Raw genomic sequence first — 14372 nt, 5'->3', positions numbered from 1 at the left:
GCCGCCCCAGGGGTGCATCTTGCGCATATTTGCAAGGTCTTCGCCCCCCGCCCCGCCCACCTGCCGTAGCATCCTCTACGGGCCACCCCACCTGCTCCTCCGTCAACGTACGGACCACAAGGCGCAGTTGGCCCGCCTCGGGAGGACGTTATGAAGCATCGTGGCAGACACCGGCGGCGCAGGCGGGGCAGGGCGCTGCGTGGGGTCCTGGCCGGGACGGCGCTCGCGCTCACCGCCGCCGCCACCCTGATCAGCGCCTCGCAGGCCACGGTCGCCGACGCGCCCGGAGCCCTGAAGCCGATCGGCGCGTCCGCCGCGGCCGGGCGGCTGCCGCTGGCCGAGCACCGGGTGCCCGGGCGGTGGCTCGACCGTCTCACCTCTCTGATGGGCCGGCCCGTCGGTGCCGGCACGGTGCTGGGCAGCGCCGACCGCACGCTGCGGAACGCGGCCGACTGCCCGACCGCCGACAAGCACAGCCTGCCGGTCGAGCCGGCGGCCACGCGCGCGTACTGCTTCGACGGTGCCGACACCCGCGGCTGGCAGCCCGGCGCGGTCACCACCTCGGGCGACGCGGACGACGACGGCCGCTGGGGCCACAACCGCGTGATCCTCTCCGGCTGGACCCGCGGCGGCGCCGCGGGCGGCTCCCTGGACGGCCCGGCCCCCGAGCAGGGCCTGGCCAAGGTCGCCTTCGTCGACGCGAACGACCCCGACCGGCTCCGCTACACCTGGGCGCTGCTGGCCGTCCCGGTGGACGGCGGGCGGGACTACCGGGGGCTGGTCTCCCCGCTGTCGGGCATGGTCTGGTACCAGGACAAGCTGCTGGTGACGACGCGCGAGAGCGACCGGGACGCGTTGTACGTGTACGACATGGACCGCATCCAGCGCGCCACGGTCGACTCCGGCGCGGTCGGCCGGGTGCGGGGCGGCTGGTCGGCGTCCGGCTACCGGTACGTGCTGCCCGCGGTCGCCTCGTACGCCCTGCCCGGCGGGGACGACGTGCCGCACCCGGCCGCCGTCTCCCTCGACCGCAGCACCATCCCCGACAGCCTGGTGGCGAGCGAGTGGGTGCCCGCGGACGGCGACCGGCGCACCCGGTTGTGGCGCTACGCGCTGAGCCGGGACCCGGCCCGGTCCGGACTGCTCGCCACGGACTCCTCGGGACACGCGGACCCGGTGGAGGCGTACGAGACGAAGACGGCCGACGTGCGGGGCGTGCTGTCGTACCGCTCGGGCTGGTACCTCGACCGCGCGGCGGGCACGCCCGGCGGGCACGGGACGCTGTGGCGCCAGGACACGAAGGGCGCGCGGGCGACGGAGTGCGCGACGGACGAGACGCGCCACTGCTGGAGCGGCCGGTCGGGTTCCCTGTCCTACTGGGAGGAGACCGGTGAGCTCTGGTCCCAGTCGGGGCGGATGCTGTTCGCGCTGCCGCTGGCGTCGGTGGACCGGTCCCTGGGCCGATCGGCGGACCGTTAGGCCACGATCGACAGACCAGTGGGTCAGATGATTTTCTGGCCCGCATGACCACCATCGCCGTGACCACCTGGTCCCTGGAGCAGACCGCCCCGACCGACCTGCTGCCGGCCGCCGCGCCGGACGGGGACGTCCGGGTCGTCCGCTCCGAGGTGCCCTCGCCCGAGTTCAGCCGGTACCTGTACGCCTCGGTCGGCGGCGACATCCTCTGGACGGACCGGCTGAGCTGGTCGTACGCGCGGTGGCTCGAGCACCTTCAGCGGCCCGGCGTGGAGACGTGGGTGGCGTACGACCGGGGCACGCCCGCGGGCTATGTGGAGCTGGAGGCGCAGGACGACGCGGTCGTGGAGATCGTCTACTTCGGGCTGATCCCCGCTTTCCGCGGTCGGCGCATCGGCGGGCACCTGCTGTCGTACGGCACGGCCCGGGCCTGGGACCTCGCGGACCGCTGGGCGGGACTGACGCCGACGAAGCGGGTCTGGCTGCACACGTGCAGCAAGGACGGCGAGCACGCGATGGACAACTACCAGCGCCGCGGCTTCAAACTGTTCGACACCAAGGTCGAGGAGGAACCGGACGTGACCGCTCCGGGACCGTGGCCTGGGGCGTTCCCCGTCTGACCTGGTCGGACACCCCGGGGCGGCCCGATGTGACCAAGGACACTCACGTCTTGGATAGCGAGACACGAGTGTCCGAATCTTGGACGAAGCTGGACTGTGTCCAGATCGCCGTGACACGCTTCCGTCATGCCTGGAACTGGGATTGCCTTGGTGAGTCGACGCCACGTCGACCTCGGCCGCATGTCCAGCGCCATCTGTCCGGCGCGCTGAGAGCACTCACGCAGCGCCCGACATCCCCCTTTTTCGTCGCATTTCCCGCGCAATGACGCGCCCTCTGCCCATGCGCCCGCACGCGCAGGTCAGAGCCGCTTTCCCGCCTGTCCCGAAGGACGTATCAACCATGGCCGCCACCCCGCAGAAGCCTGCCGCCGCGACTCCCCGCCGCAAGGTGAGCCGTCACCGCGGTGAGGGTCAGTGGGCCGCGGGGCACCACACCCCGCTCAACGGCAACGAGCAGTTCAAGAAGGACGACGACGGTCTCAATGTGCGGACACGCATTGAGACGATCTACTCCAAGCGGGGCTTCGACTCGATCGACCCGAACGATCTGCGCGGCCGGATGCGCTGGTGGGGTCTGTACACCCAGCGCCGTCCCGGGATCGACGGCGGCAAGACGGCGGTCCTGGAGCCGGAGGAGCTGGACGACGAGTACTTCATGCTGCGCGTCCGCATCGACGGCGGGGCGCTGACCACCCGGCAGCTGAGGGTCATCGGCGAGATCTCGCAGGAGTTCGCGCGCGGCACCGCCGACATCACCGACCGGCAGAACGTGCAGTACCACTGGATCCGGATCGAGGACGTGCCCGAGATCTGGAACCGGCTGGAGGGCGTCGGCCTGTCCACGGTCACCGCCTGCGGCGACACCCCGCGCGTGATGATCGGCTCGCCCGTCGCCGGTATCGCCGAGGACGAGATCATCGACGGCACTGAGGCGCTGGAGGAGATGAAGCGCCGGGTGCTGAACAACAAGGCGTACTCGAACCTGCCGCGGAAGTTCAAGACGGCCATCTCCGGCTCGCCGGTGCTGGACGTCGTGCACGAGATCAACGACGTCGCGTTCGTCGGCGTCGTGCATCCCGAGCACGGCCCGGGCTTCGACGTGTGGGTCGGCGGCGGCCTGTCCACCAACCCCAAGCTGGGCGTGCGGCTGGGCGCCTGGGTGCCCAGCGACGAGGTCCCGGACGTCTACGAGGGCGTCATCTCGATCTTCCGTGACTACGGCTACCGCCGGCTGCGCACCCGGGCCCGCCTGAAGTTCCTCGTCGCCGACTGGGGCGCGGAGAAGTTCCGGCAGGTCCTCGAGGACGAGTACCTGAGGCGCAAGCTGGTCGACGGCCCCGCTCCCGAGCAGCCGGTCCAGCAGTGGCGCGACCACATCGGCGTGCACCGGCAGAAGGACGGCCGCTTCTACGTCGGCTTCGCCCCGCGCGTGGGACGCGTGGACGGCGCGACGCTCACGAAGATCGCCGACCTCGCGGAGGCCCACGGCTCGGGCCGGGTGCGCACCACCGTCGAGCAGAAGATGATCGTCCTCGATGTCGAGGAGGACAAGGTCGAGTCGCTCGTCGAGGGCCTGGAGGCGCTCGACCTGACCGCCCGGCCGTCCTCGTTCCGGCGCGGCACCATGGCCTGCACCGGCATCGAGTTCTGCAAGCTGGCCATCGTCGAGACCAAGCAGCGCGGCTCGCAGCTCATCGACGAGCTGGAGCGCCGTATGCCGGACTTCGACGAGCCGATCACCATCAACCTCAACGGCTGCCCGAACGCCTGCGCCCGTATCCAGGTGGCGGACATCGGTCTCAAGGGCCAGCTGGTCGTCAACGACCAGGGCGAGCAGGTCGAGGGCTACCAGGTGCACCTGGGCGGCGCGCTCGGCCTGGAGGCGGGCTTCGGCCGCAAGGTGCGCGGCCTGAAGGTCACCGCCGACGAGCTGCCCGACTACGTCGAGCGCGTCCTGAAGCGGTTCCAGGCGGAGCGCGAGGACGGCGAGCGGTTCGCCACCTGGGCGGCCCGGGCCAGCGAGGAGGCCCTGTCGTGAGCGAACGTGCGGCCCCCTTCTACTGCCCCTACTGCGGTGACGAGGACCTGCGTCCGCACGAGGAGGGCCACGGCGCGTGGGAATGCGCGGCGTGCAACCGAGCCTTTCAGCTGAAGTTCCTCGGGCTGCTGGCCCAGGGACTGAAGCGATCCGACACCGGAGGGGCGAAGATATGACCACGGTTCAGGAACAGCGCACGGCGGAGGAGCTCAAGGCCCTCGCCGAGCAGGCCGGCCGCGACCTGGAGGACGCCTCCGCGCTGGAGATCCTCCAGTGGGCGGCCGAGACGTTCGGCAAGCGCTTCTGCGTGACGTCCTCCATGGAGGACGCGGTCGTCGCCCACCTGGCCTCCCGGGCGATGCCCGGCGTCGATGTCGTCTTCCTCGACACCGGCTACCACTTCGAGGAGACCATCGGCACCCGTGACGCGGTCGACGCCGTGATGGACGTCAACGTCATCACGCTCACGCCGCGCCGGACGGTCGCCGAGCAGGACGCGGAGTTCGGCCCGAAGCTGCACGACCGCAACCCCGACCTGTGCTGCGCCATGCGCAAGGTGGAGCCTCTGGAGCGAGGCCTGAAGGACTACCAGGCCTGGGCGACCGGTCTGCGCCGCGACGAGTCCCCGACCCGGGCGAACACCCCGGTGGTCGGCTGGGACGACAAGCGCCAGAAGGTCAAGATCTCCCCGATCGCCCGCTGGACCCAGGACGACGTGGACGCCTACGTCACCGAACACGGCGTCCTGACGAACCCGCTGCTGATGGACGGCTACGCCTCCGTCGGCTGCGCCCCCTGCACCCGCCGGGTCCTTGAGGGCGAGGACGCGCGCGCCGGCCGCTGGGCGGGCCGCAGCAAGACCGAGTGCGGGCTGCACGGATGACGGCGCCTCGGATTCAGACGTCTCAGACCCAGACGACCCAGACGCCCCAGACTCAGACGATTCAGGAGACCGACGTGACGACCGGAGCCACCGTCTGGCTCACGGGTCTGCCGAGTGCCGGCAAGACCACCATCGCCTACGAGCTGGCCGGCCGGCTCCGCGCCGAGGGCCACCGCGTCGAGGTGCTCGACGGCGACGAGATCCGCGAGTTCATCTCGGCGGGCCTCGGCTTCAGCCGCGAGGACCGGCACACCAACGTGCAGCGCATCGGCTTCGTCGCCGAACTGCTCGCCCGCAACGGCGTGCTCGCCCTCGTCCCGGTCATCGCGCCGTACCAGGACAGCCGCGAGGCGGTGCGCAAGCGGCACCAGACGAACGGCACCGCGTACGTGGAGATCCACGTGGCGACTCCGGTGGAGGTGTGCAGCGAGCGGGACGTGAAGGGCCTGTACGCCAAGCAGGCCGCGGGCGAGCTCAAGGGACTCACCGGGGTCGACGACCCGTACGAGGCACCCGAGTCGCCCGATCTGCGCATCGAGTCGCAGAACCAGACCGTGCAGGAGTCCGCCGCTTCCGTGTTCGCCCTGCTGACCGAAAGGGGACTGGCATGACGACCGTCGCCACCGTTTCCGAGGAGACCGGCAGCCCGTACGCGCTGTCGCACCTCGACGCCCTCGAGTCCGAGGCCGTGCACATCTTCCGCGAGGTGGCGGGCGAGTTCGAGCGGCCGGTGATCCTCTTCTCCGGCGGCAAGGACTCCATCGTCATGCTGCATCTGGCGCTGAAGGCCTTCCGGCCGGCGTCGGTGCCGTTCTCGCTGCTGCACGTGGACACCGGGCACAACTTCCCCGAGGTCCTCGACTACCGCGACCGCACGGTCGAGAAGCACGGGCTGCGGCTGCACGTCGCCTCCGTGCAGGACTACATCGACCGCGGTGTGCTCAAGGAGCGTCCGGACGGCACCCGCAACCCGCTGCAGACGCTGCCGCTGACCGAGAAGATCCAGGCGGAGAGGTTCGACGCCGTCTTCGGCGGCGGGCGCCGCGACGAGGAGAAGGCCCGGGCCAAGGAGCGGGTGTTCTCCCTGCGCGACGAGTTCTCGCAGTGGGACCCGCGCCGGCAGCGCCCGGAGCTGTGGAACCTCTACAACGGCCGGCACGCCCCCGGCGAGCACGTGCGTGTGTTCCCGCTGTCGAACTGGACCGAGCTGGACGTGTGGCAGTACATCGCCCGTGAGGGCATCGAACTGCCGCAGATCTACTACGCGCACGAGCGTGAGGTGTTCTCCCGCAGCGGCATGTGGCTGACCGCCGGCGAGTGGGGCGGGCCGAAGGACGGCGAGACCGTCGAGAAGCGCCTGGTGCGCTACCGGACCGTGGGTGACATGTCCTGCACCGGCGCGGTCGACTCCGACGCCGACACCATCGAGAAGGTGATCCTGGAGATCGCCGCCTCCCGGCTCACCGAACGCGGCGCCACCCGCGCCGACGACAAGATGTCCGAGGCCGCGATGGAAGACCGCAAGCGCGAGGGGTACTTCTAGAGATGAGCACCATCACCACCGAGGAACTCTCGGAGACCACCCTGCTGCGGTTCGCCACCGCAGGCTCCGTCGACGACGGCAAGTCCACCCTCGTCGGGCGGCTCCTGCACGACTCCAAGTCGGTCCTCACCGACCAGCTGGAGGCCGTCGAGCGCGTCTCCGCGAGCCGCGGCCAGGAGGTCCCGGACCTCGCGCTGCTGACCGACGGTCTGCGCGCGGAGCGCGAGCAGGGCATCACCATCGACGTGGCGTACCGCTACTTCGCCACGCCCCGGCGCCGGTTCATCCTGGCCGACACCCCGGGCCATGTGCAGTACACCCGCAACATGGTCACCGGCGCCTCCACCGCGGAGCTGACGGTGATCCTGGTCGACGCCCGCAACGGCGTCGTCGAGCAGACCCGCCGGCACGCGGCCATCGCCGCCCTGCTGCGCGTGCCGCACGTGGTCCTCGCCGTCAACAAGATGGACCTGGTCGGCTACGAGGAGAAGGTGTTCGCCGCCATCGCCGAGGAGTTCACGGCGTACGCGACCGAGCTGGGTGTCCCCGAGGTCACCGCGATCCCGATCTCCGCCCTCGTCGGCGACAACGTGGTGGACGCGTCCGCGAACATGGACTGGTACGGCGGCCCGACCGTGCTGGAGCACCTGGAGACGGTGCCGGTCGCGCACGACCTGAGCCACTGCCACGCCCGGCTGCCCGTGCAGTACGTGATCCGGCCGCAGAGCAGTGACCACCCCGACTACCGCGGCTACGCCGGTCAGATCGCGGCCGGTTCCTTCCACGTCGGCGAGCAGGTCACCGTGCTGCCGTCGGGCCGCTCCACGAAGATCTCCGGCATCGACCTGCTCGGTGAGCCGGTCGACGTCGCCTGGACCACCCAGTCGGTGACCCTCCTGCTGGAGGACGACATCGACATCTCGCGCGGCGACCTGATCGTGCCCAGCAAGGACGCGCCGCCGACCACCCAGGACATCGAGGCGACCGTCTGCCACGTCGCGGACGCCCCGCTGACCGTCGGCCACCGGGTGCTGCTCAAGCACGGCACCCGCACGGTCAAGGCGATCGTCAAGGACATCCCCTCCCGCCTCACGCTCGACGACCTGTCCCTGCACCCGCACCCGGGACAGCTCGTCGCCAACGACATCGGCCGGGTGAAGATCCGTACCGCCGAGCCGCTGCCGGTCGACTCCTACTCCGACTCGCGCCGCACCGGCTCGTTCATCCTGATCGACCCGAACGACGGCACCACCCTCACCGCGGGCATGGTCGGCGAGTCCTTCGCCGCCCCGGAGCCGGTCAAGGACGAGTCCGAGGACGACGGGTGGGACTTCTGACATGACCTCCCCCGACTTCTACTCCATGTTCGCCAAGGAGGGCGGCCGCGTCGGCAGCGGTGCTCTCGGCAGCGGGCAGGGCGGAGTGGCGCGATGTGTGTGCTGACGTACGCGCACTGCCTGCGCGCCCTCACCCCCCACCGCCGTAGACGAAAACCTGCCGACCTCCCGGCCACGACCTGAGAGACCGTGACCGCCGGGCCTCCGAGAGGAAACCCTCCCGTGCCTGCATCATCCGCTCTGCGCCGATCCTTCGCGGTACTGGCCGCGCTGCCCCTGCTCACGCTGGCCGCCTGCGGCTACGGCTCCCAGGCCAAGGACGACGGCACCGCCAAGGTCGCCGCCGGGGCGAAGAAGATCGACGGCCTCGACACCGTCAAGATCGGCTACTTCGGCAACCTCACCCACGGAACCGCGCTGGTGGGCATGCAGAAGGGCTTCTTCCAGAAGGCGCTCGGCGCCACCAAGGTCGATCCCGCGATCTTCAACGCCGGCCCGTCCGAGATCGAGGCCCTCAACTCCGGCTCCCTCGACATCGGCTGGATCGGCCCCTCCCCGGCCATCAACGGCTACGTCAAGTCCCAGGGCAAGAACCTGCGGATCATCGGCGGTTCGGCGTCCGGCGGTGTCAAGCTGGTCGTGAACCCGGACAAGATCAAGTCCCTGAAGGACGTGAAGGGCAAGCGGATCGCGACCCCGCAGCTCGGCAACACCCAGGACGTGGCGTTCCTCAACTGGGCCGCCGACCAGGGCTGGAAGATCGACCCGCAGAGCGGCAAGGGCGACGTCACCGTCGTCCGCAGTGACAACAAGGTCACCCCCGACGCCTACAAGTCCGGCTCGGTGGACGGTGCGTGGGTGCCGGAGCCGACCGCGTCGAAGCTGGTCGCCGAGGGCGGCAAGGTCCTCCTCGACGAGGCGTCGCTGTGGCCGGACAAGAAGTTCGTGATCACGAACATCATCGTGCGCCAGGAGTTCCTCAAGAAGCACCCGAAGGTCGTCGAGGCCGTGCTGAAGGCCTCGGTCCGGACCAACAAGTGGATCAACGCCAACCCGGACGCGGCGAAGGCTGCCGCCAACGAGCAGCTGGCCACGGACTCCGGCAAGGCCCTGCCGGCCGATGTGCTGGACCCGGCGTGGAAGTCGATCCGGTTCACCGACGACCCGCTGGCCTCCACCCTCAACACCGAGGCCGAGCACGCCGTGAAGGCGGGGCTCCTGCAGAAGCCCGACCTGAAGGGCATCTACGACCTCGCGCCGCTGAACAAGGTCCTCAAGGCCGAGGGCGAGCCCACGGTCGACGACGCCGGTCTCGGCGTCAAGTAAGCCCGCCCGAAGAGTCCCAGGAGGTGACGACCATGGCCACGACCCTCGCCAAGGCCGCCGACGGCACGGAGGCGGCCACCCACGCCGCCCGGATCGAGCACGTCTCGAAGTCGTTCGCGGGCCCCGCCGGGCAGCAGCTCGTCCTGGACGACATCACTCTCGATGTCGCGCCCGGCGAGTTCGTCACCCTCCTGGGGGCCTCGGGCTGCGGCAAGTCCACTCTGCTCAACCTCGTCGCCGGGCTGGACCGGCCCTCCGCCGGCGAGATCACCACGGACGGCCGCCCGGCTCTGATGTTCCAGGAACACGCCCTGTTCCCGTGGCTGACCGCCGGCAAGAACATCGAACTGGCCCTGAAGCTCAGCGGTGTGCCGAAGGCGGAGCGCCGCGAGCGGGCGGAGCGGCTGCTCGAACTCGTCCGGCTCAAGGGCGCGTACGGCAAGCGGGTGCACGAGCTGTCGGGCGGTATGCGCCAGCGCGTGGCGCTGGCCCGTGCGCTGGCCCAGGAGAGCAGGCTCCTGCTGATGGACGAGCCCTTCGCCGCCCTGGACGCCATCACGCGGGACGTGCTGCACGACGAGCTGACCCGTATCTGGCGCGAGACGCAGGTGTCCGTCCTGTTCGTCACCCACAACGTGCGCGAGGCCGTCCGCCTCGCCCAGCGCGTGGTGCTGCTGTCCTCACGCCCGGGCCGCATCGCCCGCGAGTGGACGGTGGACATCGAGCAGCCGCGCCGCATCGAGGACACCGCTGTGGCGGAGCTGTCCGTCGAGATCACCGAAGAACTGCGTGGGGAGATCCGCCGTCATGGCCAGCACTGACTCGACGACGACCGTCGACAAGGACGGCAACGATCTCGCCGGTCTCGAGGCGGGTCTCGACGCGCTGGAGACGCGGCAGACCAGCCGCAAGCCGTTCCGGCAGACCTTCACCGAGAAGATCCTGCCGCCCGTCCTCGCCGTCGCCCTCGTCCTGGCGGTCTGGCAGGCCCTGGTCTCCTTCAAGGTCGTCGACGACCCGACCAAGCTGCCCGCCCCCTCGGCGGTGTGGGACGTCGTCCACCAGGCCTGGCTCCAGGGCGAACTGCTCGGCTACATCTGGACCAGCGTCTCCCGGGGCCTGCTCGGCTTCTGCTTCGCCCTGGTCATCGGCACCCCGCTCGGCCTGCTGGTGGCCCGCGTGAAGTTCATCCGCGCGGCCATCGGCCCCATCCTGTCCGGCCTGCAGTCCCTGCCGTCGGTCGCCTGGGTCCCCCCGGCCGTCATCTGGCTGGGCCTGAACAACTCCATGATGTACGCCGTCATCCTGCTCGGCGCGGTCCCGTCCATCGCCAACGGCCTGGTCTCGGGCGTCGACCAGGTGCCCCCGCTGTTCCTGCGCGCGGGCCGCACCCTCGGCGCGACCGGTCTGAAGGGCACCTGGCACATCGTCCTCCCGGCCGCGCTGCCCGGCTACGTGGCGGGCCTGAAGCAGGGCTGGGCCTTCTCCTGGCGCTCCCTGATGGCGGCCGAGATCATCGCCTCCTTCCCCGACCTCGGCGTCGGCCTCGGACAGCTCCTGGAGAACGGCCGCAACGCCAGCGACATGGCCATGGTCTTCGAAGCCATCCTGCTCATCCTCATCGTCGGCATCGCCATCGACCTGCTGATCTTCAGCCCGCTGGAGCGGTGGGTGCTGCGCAGCCGCGGCCTGCTGGTGAAGTGACCGTGATCAACAAGCCCGTTCTCCTCGTCATCGCGCACGGCAGCCGCGACCCGCGGCACGCCGCGACCGTGCACGCCCTGGTGCGCCGGGTCCGCTCCCTGCGCCCCGACGTACGCGTGGAGACGGGCTTCCTGGACTTCAACGTGCCCTCGGTGCAGGGGGTCCTGGAGTCCCTGGCGGTCCAGGGCGTCCGTGACGTCGTGGCCCTCCCCCTCCTGCTGACCCGGGCGTTCCACGCGAAGGCGGACATCCCGGCGGTCCTCGCGGACGCACCCCCGCAGCTCCGTATCCGCCAGGCGGAGGTCCTGGGCCCGTCGCCCCTGCTGCTCTCCGCCCTGGAACGCCGCCTGCACGAGGCGGGCCTGTCCCCCGCCGACAAGCCCTCGACCGGGGTCGTGCTGGCCTCGGCAGGGTCCACCGACCCGGAGGCGATCGCAGTGATCGCAGAAATCGCGCGGGAGTGGCGGCACACCGGTTGGTGCGCCGTGCGGCCTGCGTTCGCCTCCGCATCCCTCCCCCGCACGGAGGACGCCGTCCGGGAACTCCGCGCCCTCGGCTGCGCCCGAGTGGCGGTCGCCCCCTACGTCCTCGCCCCCGGCTTCCTCCCGGACCGCATCGCGCGGGGCGCGGCGGAGGCGGACGTCCTGGCGGACGTACTGGGAGCGGCGCCGGAGGTGGCCCGGGTGGTGCTGGAGCGCTACGAGGCGGCTCGGGTGCCGGCGTTGGCTGCCGTGAGTGCCTGAGGTGGGACCGGCCATCAGGGCAGGGGCCCCGACGGGCCGTCACGCGGCGGTTTCCGGCTCCGGCTGGAGTGCGAAGGAGTAGGGGGCCCAGGGGCCGGTGACCTCGACGCGGAGGCCGGGGATGTTCTCGGCGGCCGCCTGTATGGCGGCGCGGAAGGCGGCGACGCGGTCGGCGGGGACGAGGTACGCGTCGTTGCCCACGTTGGTGCCGGGGGCCGGGCCCGCGAGGCTTCCGCGTTGCGGGGTGTGTGCGACGCGGTCGACGGCGAGGGCGCCGGCCGTCCGGGTGAGGTGTGCGGCGGCCTGTGCGACCGTACGCCAGGCTTCCTCGTTTCTGCGTTGCCTGCGGCGGCGGATCGACAGGTAGGCGCGGCCGGCACCGAGGCCGGTGGGCGTTTCCTGTGCGGCGCCGGAGTCCGGCTCGGGTGGTGTGATGTCGGGTGCGGCGTAGATCTTGACGCCGAGTTCGACGTGGCCGGTCAGGCGGTCCAGGAGGGACAGGAAGTACGCGCGGCGGGTGTCGAGGGCCTGCCGGGCGCTGTCCTCGTCGGGGTAGACGGTGGCCAGGCGCAGGGGCAGTACGGCGGTGCCGCTCGCGACGAGCGCGGCGACCACGGCGTGGTGGGAGCGGACCGTGGACTCCATCCAGTCCAGGTCGTCGAGGTGCGCCTTGAGGGGCGCCTCGTCGTAGTCGGCGGCCGGGACGTGGCCGACGGCGAAGGCCAGCCGGGAGGTGGGGTCGGCGGGCGCCACCAGGTGGATCGGGTCGCCGGCGACGCCGCGCACGGCCGTCACCGCCGCGGCGGCCTCGGCGCTGCGGCGCAGCACCGCGTAGACGTAGACGACGTTCCGGTCGGTCGGGTCGGTCATGGCTCCGGCCTCCTGTCGGCCGCCTTGAGGGCGGCGATCTCGGCGCGCAGTCGTTCGTTCTCGTCGGCCAGGGACCGCTCGGAGCGGGCGGCGCGGGAGGAGAGGGAGGGATCGTGTTCCCACCAGTCGATGCCCATCTCCTTCGCCTTGTCGACGGACGCGACGAGCAGGCGCAGCTTGATGGTGAGCAGTTCGATGTCGAGCAGGTTGATCCGGATGTCGCCGGCGATGACCACGCCCTTGTCGAGGACGCGTTCGAGGATGTCGGCGAGGTTGGCGCTCTGCGCGCCGGGCCCGTGGTCGTAGGGGGAGGGAAGGCGGGGCGGCCCGGTGAGTCCGCCTGTTGCCGGATGGGTCATGGTCGCGGGGCTCGTCTCCGGGCGGTGATCTCGTCGAGTCGGTCCAGCAGTTCGTCCTCGCGGCGGTCGTACTCGTCCTCGTCGACGCGTCCCTCCAGCAGGGCTCGTTCCAGGTCGACGAGGGCCTGCCGGACGGGGGCCGGGTCGTAGTACTGCGCCTCGGCGGCGGCCTGGAGCTGCTCGGCGGCCCAGAGGGTGGTGCGCAGGGGCGCGAGGGGGAGGGTGAGGATGCCGGTGAGCAGTCCCATGTCAGGCGGCGAAGCTGTACGGGGGCAGGGGGCCGCGCAGCCGGAAGTCGTAGGCGGCGCCGTAGTCCTGGGCCAGGCGCCGGCCGGCCGCGGTGAACTCCTCGGCGCGGGCGCGTTCGACGAGGAACGACACGTTGAGGAAGTCGTCCTTGGCCGGGTCCGCCACGACGCTGGATCTGGCGAGTCCGGACAGCCGTCCGACGATCTCCTCGGCCTGCCGCCGCTGCCGGGCGTCGACCTGCCGGGCGACCAGTTCGCCGAGGGCGATGCGGTCCGCGTGGCTGCCGGTGCCGTCGCGGGTGCGCTGGTTGAGCCGGCGGGCTTCCTCGGACGCGTCGAGCACCTCGCGCAGCAGGTCGTCCTGGTCGCGGGCGGCCTTGAGGTTGAACTCCGCGGTGCCGTGGAGTTCGCCGAGCCTTCGGGCGTAGTTCTGTCCCTGCTCCTCCAGGGCCGTCCTGACGGCGGTGTCGTCGGGGGCGAGCAGGCCGAACCGCATGGGCAGGACCGAGCCGTCGGCCATGAGCCGTTCCTGGAGTTCCTGGTGGGCGGCGAGGTCGCGCCGTTTGGGACGCAGGTCGGGGGGTGCGGCGCTGACCACGGCGGCGAGCGGGCCGTGGACGACCACGCGCGGGGGGTCGTCGGTCCCGCCGACGGTGCGCAGGCCGTCGAGCCGCAGGGGGTGGTCGGAGCGGGTGACGGCGTAGACGTAGACGCCGCTCACCGGTCTTCCTCCCTGCCGTCCTTGTCGTCGCGGTCGAAGATGTCGCCGATCGCGTCGATGGCGCCGCCGATCGCTCCGCTGGTCTTGCCCCGGGCGCCGCTCTCGACGAGGTTGCCGACGATGTCGGTGAGCTTGTCGGGGGCTTTGCGGCCGGATTCGAGGTCGAGGCGGTTGCAGGCCTCGGCGAACCGGAGGTAGGTGTCGACGCTCGCGATGACGATCCGTATGTCGATCTTCAGGATCTCGATGCCGACCAGGGAGACACGGACGAACACGTCGATCACGAGCCCGCGGTCCAGGATCAGTTCCAGGATGTCGAAGAGGCCGCCGGTCCCCGAGCCGCTGGAGGTGGTGGCGGGTTGCGTCCCGCCGGTGTGCGTCATGACGGTCACGGTGCGATTCCTCTCGCGAGACTCGTTCTCGTGCCGCCCGTAGGTACGGCGGTGGCGGCGGGCGTGTTCACGCAAACACGGAAAACGGGTCCCGCGGAGGGGCGCCGAGAGG

Annotated in this window: 18 protein-coding genes; 13 read left to right on the top strand and 5 right to left on the bottom strand. The window is 71.0% G+C overall.

Annotated elements, in window-relative coordinates:
- The first annotated feature begins 150 nt into the window (after window positions 1–150).
- From ACH4G3_RS02410 to ACH4G3_RS02350, 13 genes are all read left to right on the top strand, one after another.
- The gene (locus ACH4G3_RS02410) at window positions 151–1479 is read left to right on the top strand and encodes a hypothetical protein (RefSeq protein WP_397622677.1); all 1329 of its coding nucleotides are present in this window, start codon (window positions 151–153) and stop codon (window positions 1477–1479) included.
- A 44-nt stretch (window positions 1480–1523) separates the two neighbouring features.
- Window positions 1524–2096, top strand: a complete 573-nt coding sequence (locus tag ACH4G3_RS02405; RefSeq protein WP_354743350.1) for a GNAT family N-acetyltransferase — start codon at window positions 1524–1526, stop codon at window positions 2094–2096.
- A gap of 126 nt (window positions 2097–2222) precedes the next feature.
- Window positions 2223–2306, top strand: a complete 84-nt coding sequence (locus tag ACH4G3_RS02400) for a putative leader peptide (protein WP_310887545.1) — start codon at window positions 2223–2225, stop codon at window positions 2304–2306.
- A 130-nt stretch (window positions 2307–2436) separates the two neighbouring features.
- Complete coding sequence (locus ACH4G3_RS02395; RefSeq protein WP_397622676.1) at window positions 2437–4134, top strand: nitrite/sulfite reductase; 1698 nt, start codon at window positions 2437–2439, stop codon at window positions 4132–4134.
- Window positions 4131–4310, top strand: a complete 180-nt coding sequence (locus ACH4G3_RS02390) for a hypothetical protein (RefSeq protein WP_150483728.1) — start codon at window positions 4131–4133, stop codon at window positions 4308–4310. The genes ACH4G3_RS02395 and ACH4G3_RS02390 overlap by 4 nt, the downstream gene beginning before the upstream one ends.
- The gene (locus ACH4G3_RS02385; RefSeq protein WP_354743344.1) at window positions 4307–5017 is read left to right on the top strand and encodes a phosphoadenylyl-sulfate reductase; all 711 of its coding nucleotides are present in this window, start codon (window positions 4307–4309) and stop codon (window positions 5015–5017) included. The genes ACH4G3_RS02390 and ACH4G3_RS02385 overlap by 4 nt, the downstream gene beginning before the upstream one ends.
- A 74-nt stretch (window positions 5018–5091) precedes the next feature.
- A complete protein-coding gene (cysC, locus tag ACH4G3_RS02380) occupies window positions 5092–5628 on the top strand; it encodes an adenylyl-sulfate kinase (RefSeq protein ID WP_397622675.1) in 537 nt (178 codons plus the stop codon).
- Window positions 5625–6560 carry a sulfate adenylyltransferase subunit CysD gene (cysD, locus tag ACH4G3_RS02375; protein WP_397622674.1) on the top strand — a complete coding sequence of 312 codons (936 nt, stop codon included), beginning with the start codon at window positions 5625–5627 and terminating at the stop codon, window positions 6558–6560. Before cysC ends, cysD begins: the two co-directional genes overlap by 4 nt.
- Window positions 6561–6562: 2 nt before the next feature.
- Complete coding sequence (locus ACH4G3_RS02370; protein WP_397622673.1) at window positions 6563–7897, top strand: sulfate adenylyltransferase subunit 1; 1335 nt, start codon at window positions 6563–6565, stop codon at window positions 7895–7897.
- A 222-nt stretch (window positions 7898–8119) separates the two neighbouring features.
- Window positions 8120–9223, top strand: a complete 1104-nt coding sequence (locus tag ACH4G3_RS02365) for an ABC transporter substrate-binding protein (protein WP_397622672.1) — start codon at window positions 8120–8122, stop codon at window positions 9221–9223.
- Window positions 9224–9255: 32 nt separating this feature from the next.
- Complete coding sequence (locus ACH4G3_RS02360) at window positions 9256–10044, top strand: ABC transporter ATP-binding protein (RefSeq protein ID WP_306962226.1); 789 nt, start codon at window positions 9256–9258, stop codon at window positions 10042–10044.
- Window positions 10031–10927, top strand: coding sequence for an ABC transporter permease (locus tag ACH4G3_RS02355; RefSeq protein WP_397622671.1), 897 nt, complete (start codon window positions 10031–10033; stop codon window positions 10925–10927). The genes ACH4G3_RS02360 and ACH4G3_RS02355 overlap by 14 nt, the downstream gene beginning before the upstream one ends.
- 2 nt (window positions 10928–10929) lie before the next feature.
- Window positions 10930–11670 (top strand): sirohydrochlorin chelatase, encoded by a 741-nt coding sequence (locus ACH4G3_RS02350; RefSeq protein WP_397622670.1) that lies wholly within the window; start codon window positions 10930–10932, stop codon window positions 11668–11670.
- A 39-nt stretch (window positions 11671–11709) separates the two neighbouring features.
- Here ACH4G3_RS02350 and ACH4G3_RS02345 read toward each other — a convergent pair whose 3' ends face one another.
- From ACH4G3_RS02345 to gvpJ, 5 genes are read right to left on the bottom strand one after another with little or no spacing between them, the layout of a single operon-like run.
- On the bottom strand, window positions 11710–12540 hold the full coding sequence (locus tag ACH4G3_RS02345) for a GvpL/GvpF family gas vesicle protein (RefSeq protein ID WP_397622669.1): 831 nt from the start codon (window positions 12538–12540) through the stop codon (window positions 11710–11712).
- Window positions 12537–12899 carry a gas vesicle protein gene (locus ACH4G3_RS02340; protein WP_354743329.1) on the bottom strand — a complete coding sequence of 121 codons (363 nt, stop codon included), beginning with the start codon at window positions 12897–12899 and terminating at the stop codon, window positions 12537–12539. Before ACH4G3_RS02340 ends, ACH4G3_RS02345 begins: the two co-directional genes overlap by 4 nt.
- A complete protein-coding gene (locus ACH4G3_RS02335; protein WP_338783860.1) occupies window positions 12896–13147 on the bottom strand; it encodes a gas vesicle protein GvpG in 252 nt (83 codons plus the stop codon). The genes ACH4G3_RS02340 and ACH4G3_RS02335 overlap by 4 nt, the downstream gene beginning before the upstream one ends.
- Window position 13148: 1 nt before the next feature.
- Complete coding sequence (locus ACH4G3_RS02330) at window positions 13149–13868, bottom strand: GvpL/GvpF family gas vesicle protein (RefSeq protein WP_397622668.1); 720 nt, start codon at window positions 13866–13868, stop codon at window positions 13149–13151.
- Window positions 13865–14251 (bottom strand): gas vesicle protein GvpJ, encoded by a 387-nt coding sequence (gene gvpJ / locus ACH4G3_RS02325; protein WP_051185776.1) that lies wholly within the window; start codon window positions 14249–14251, stop codon window positions 13865–13867. Before gvpJ ends, ACH4G3_RS02330 begins: the two co-directional genes overlap by 4 nt.
- Window positions 14252–14372 lie beyond the last annotated feature (121 nt).

It is taken from the genome of Streptomyces afghaniensis (genome assembly GCF_044327915.1).
In the GTDB taxonomy this organism is placed as follows: domain Bacteria; phylum Actinomycetota; class Actinomycetes; order Streptomycetales; family Streptomycetaceae; genus Streptomyces; species Streptomyces afghaniensis.
The sequence above is the reverse complement of the archived record's forward strand: the minus strand, read 5'-3'. Positions and strand labels throughout refer to the sequence as shown.

Excerpts from the sequence above, each read along its gene's own strand:
- ACH4G3_RS02400 (WP_310887545.1), top strand. The coding sequence starts at position 2,223 with ATGCCTGGAACTGGGATTGCCTTGGTGAGTCGACGCCACGTCGACCTC.
- gvpJ (WP_051185776.1), bottom strand. The coding sequence starts at position 14,251 with ATGACGCACACCGGCGGGACGCAACCCGCCACCACCTCCAGCGGCTCG.
- ACH4G3_RS02335 (WP_338783860.1), bottom strand. The coding sequence starts at position 13,147 with ATGGGACTGCTCACCGGCATCCTCACCCTCCCCCTCGCGCCCCTGCGC.
- ACH4G3_RS02385 (WP_354743344.1), top strand. The coding sequence starts at position 4,307 with ATGACCACGGTTCAGGAACAGCGCACGGCGGAGGAGCTCAAGGCCCTC.
- ACH4G3_RS02395 (WP_397622676.1), top strand. The coding sequence starts at position 2,437 with ATGGCCGCCACCCCGCAGAAGCCTGCCGCCGCGACTCCCCGCCGCAAG.
- ACH4G3_RS02410 (WP_397622677.1), top strand. The coding sequence starts at position 151 with ATGAAGCATCGTGGCAGACACCGGCGGCGCAGGCGGGGCAGGGCGCTG.
- ACH4G3_RS02405 (WP_354743350.1), top strand. The coding sequence starts at position 1,524 with ATGACCACCATCGCCGTGACCACCTGGTCCCTGGAGCAGACCGCCCCG.
- ACH4G3_RS02345 (WP_397622669.1), bottom strand. The coding sequence starts at position 12,540 with ATGACCGACCCGACCGACCGGAACGTCGTCTACGTCTACGCGGTGCTG.
- ACH4G3_RS02360 (WP_306962226.1), top strand. The coding sequence starts at position 9,256 with ATGGCCACGACCCTCGCCAAGGCCGCCGACGGCACGGAGGCGGCCACC.
- cysD (WP_397622674.1), top strand. The coding sequence starts at position 5,625 with ATGACGACCGTCGCCACCGTTTCCGAGGAGACCGGCAGCCCGTACGCG.
- ACH4G3_RS02340 (WP_354743329.1), bottom strand. The coding sequence starts at position 12,899 with ATGACCCATCCGGCAACAGGCGGACTCACCGGGCCGCCCCGCCTTCCC.
- ACH4G3_RS02355 (WP_397622671.1), top strand. The coding sequence starts at position 10,031 with ATGGCCAGCACTGACTCGACGACGACCGTCGACAAGGACGGCAACGAT.
- ACH4G3_RS02370 (WP_397622673.1), top strand. The coding sequence starts at position 6,563 with ATGAGCACCATCACCACCGAGGAACTCTCGGAGACCACCCTGCTGCGG.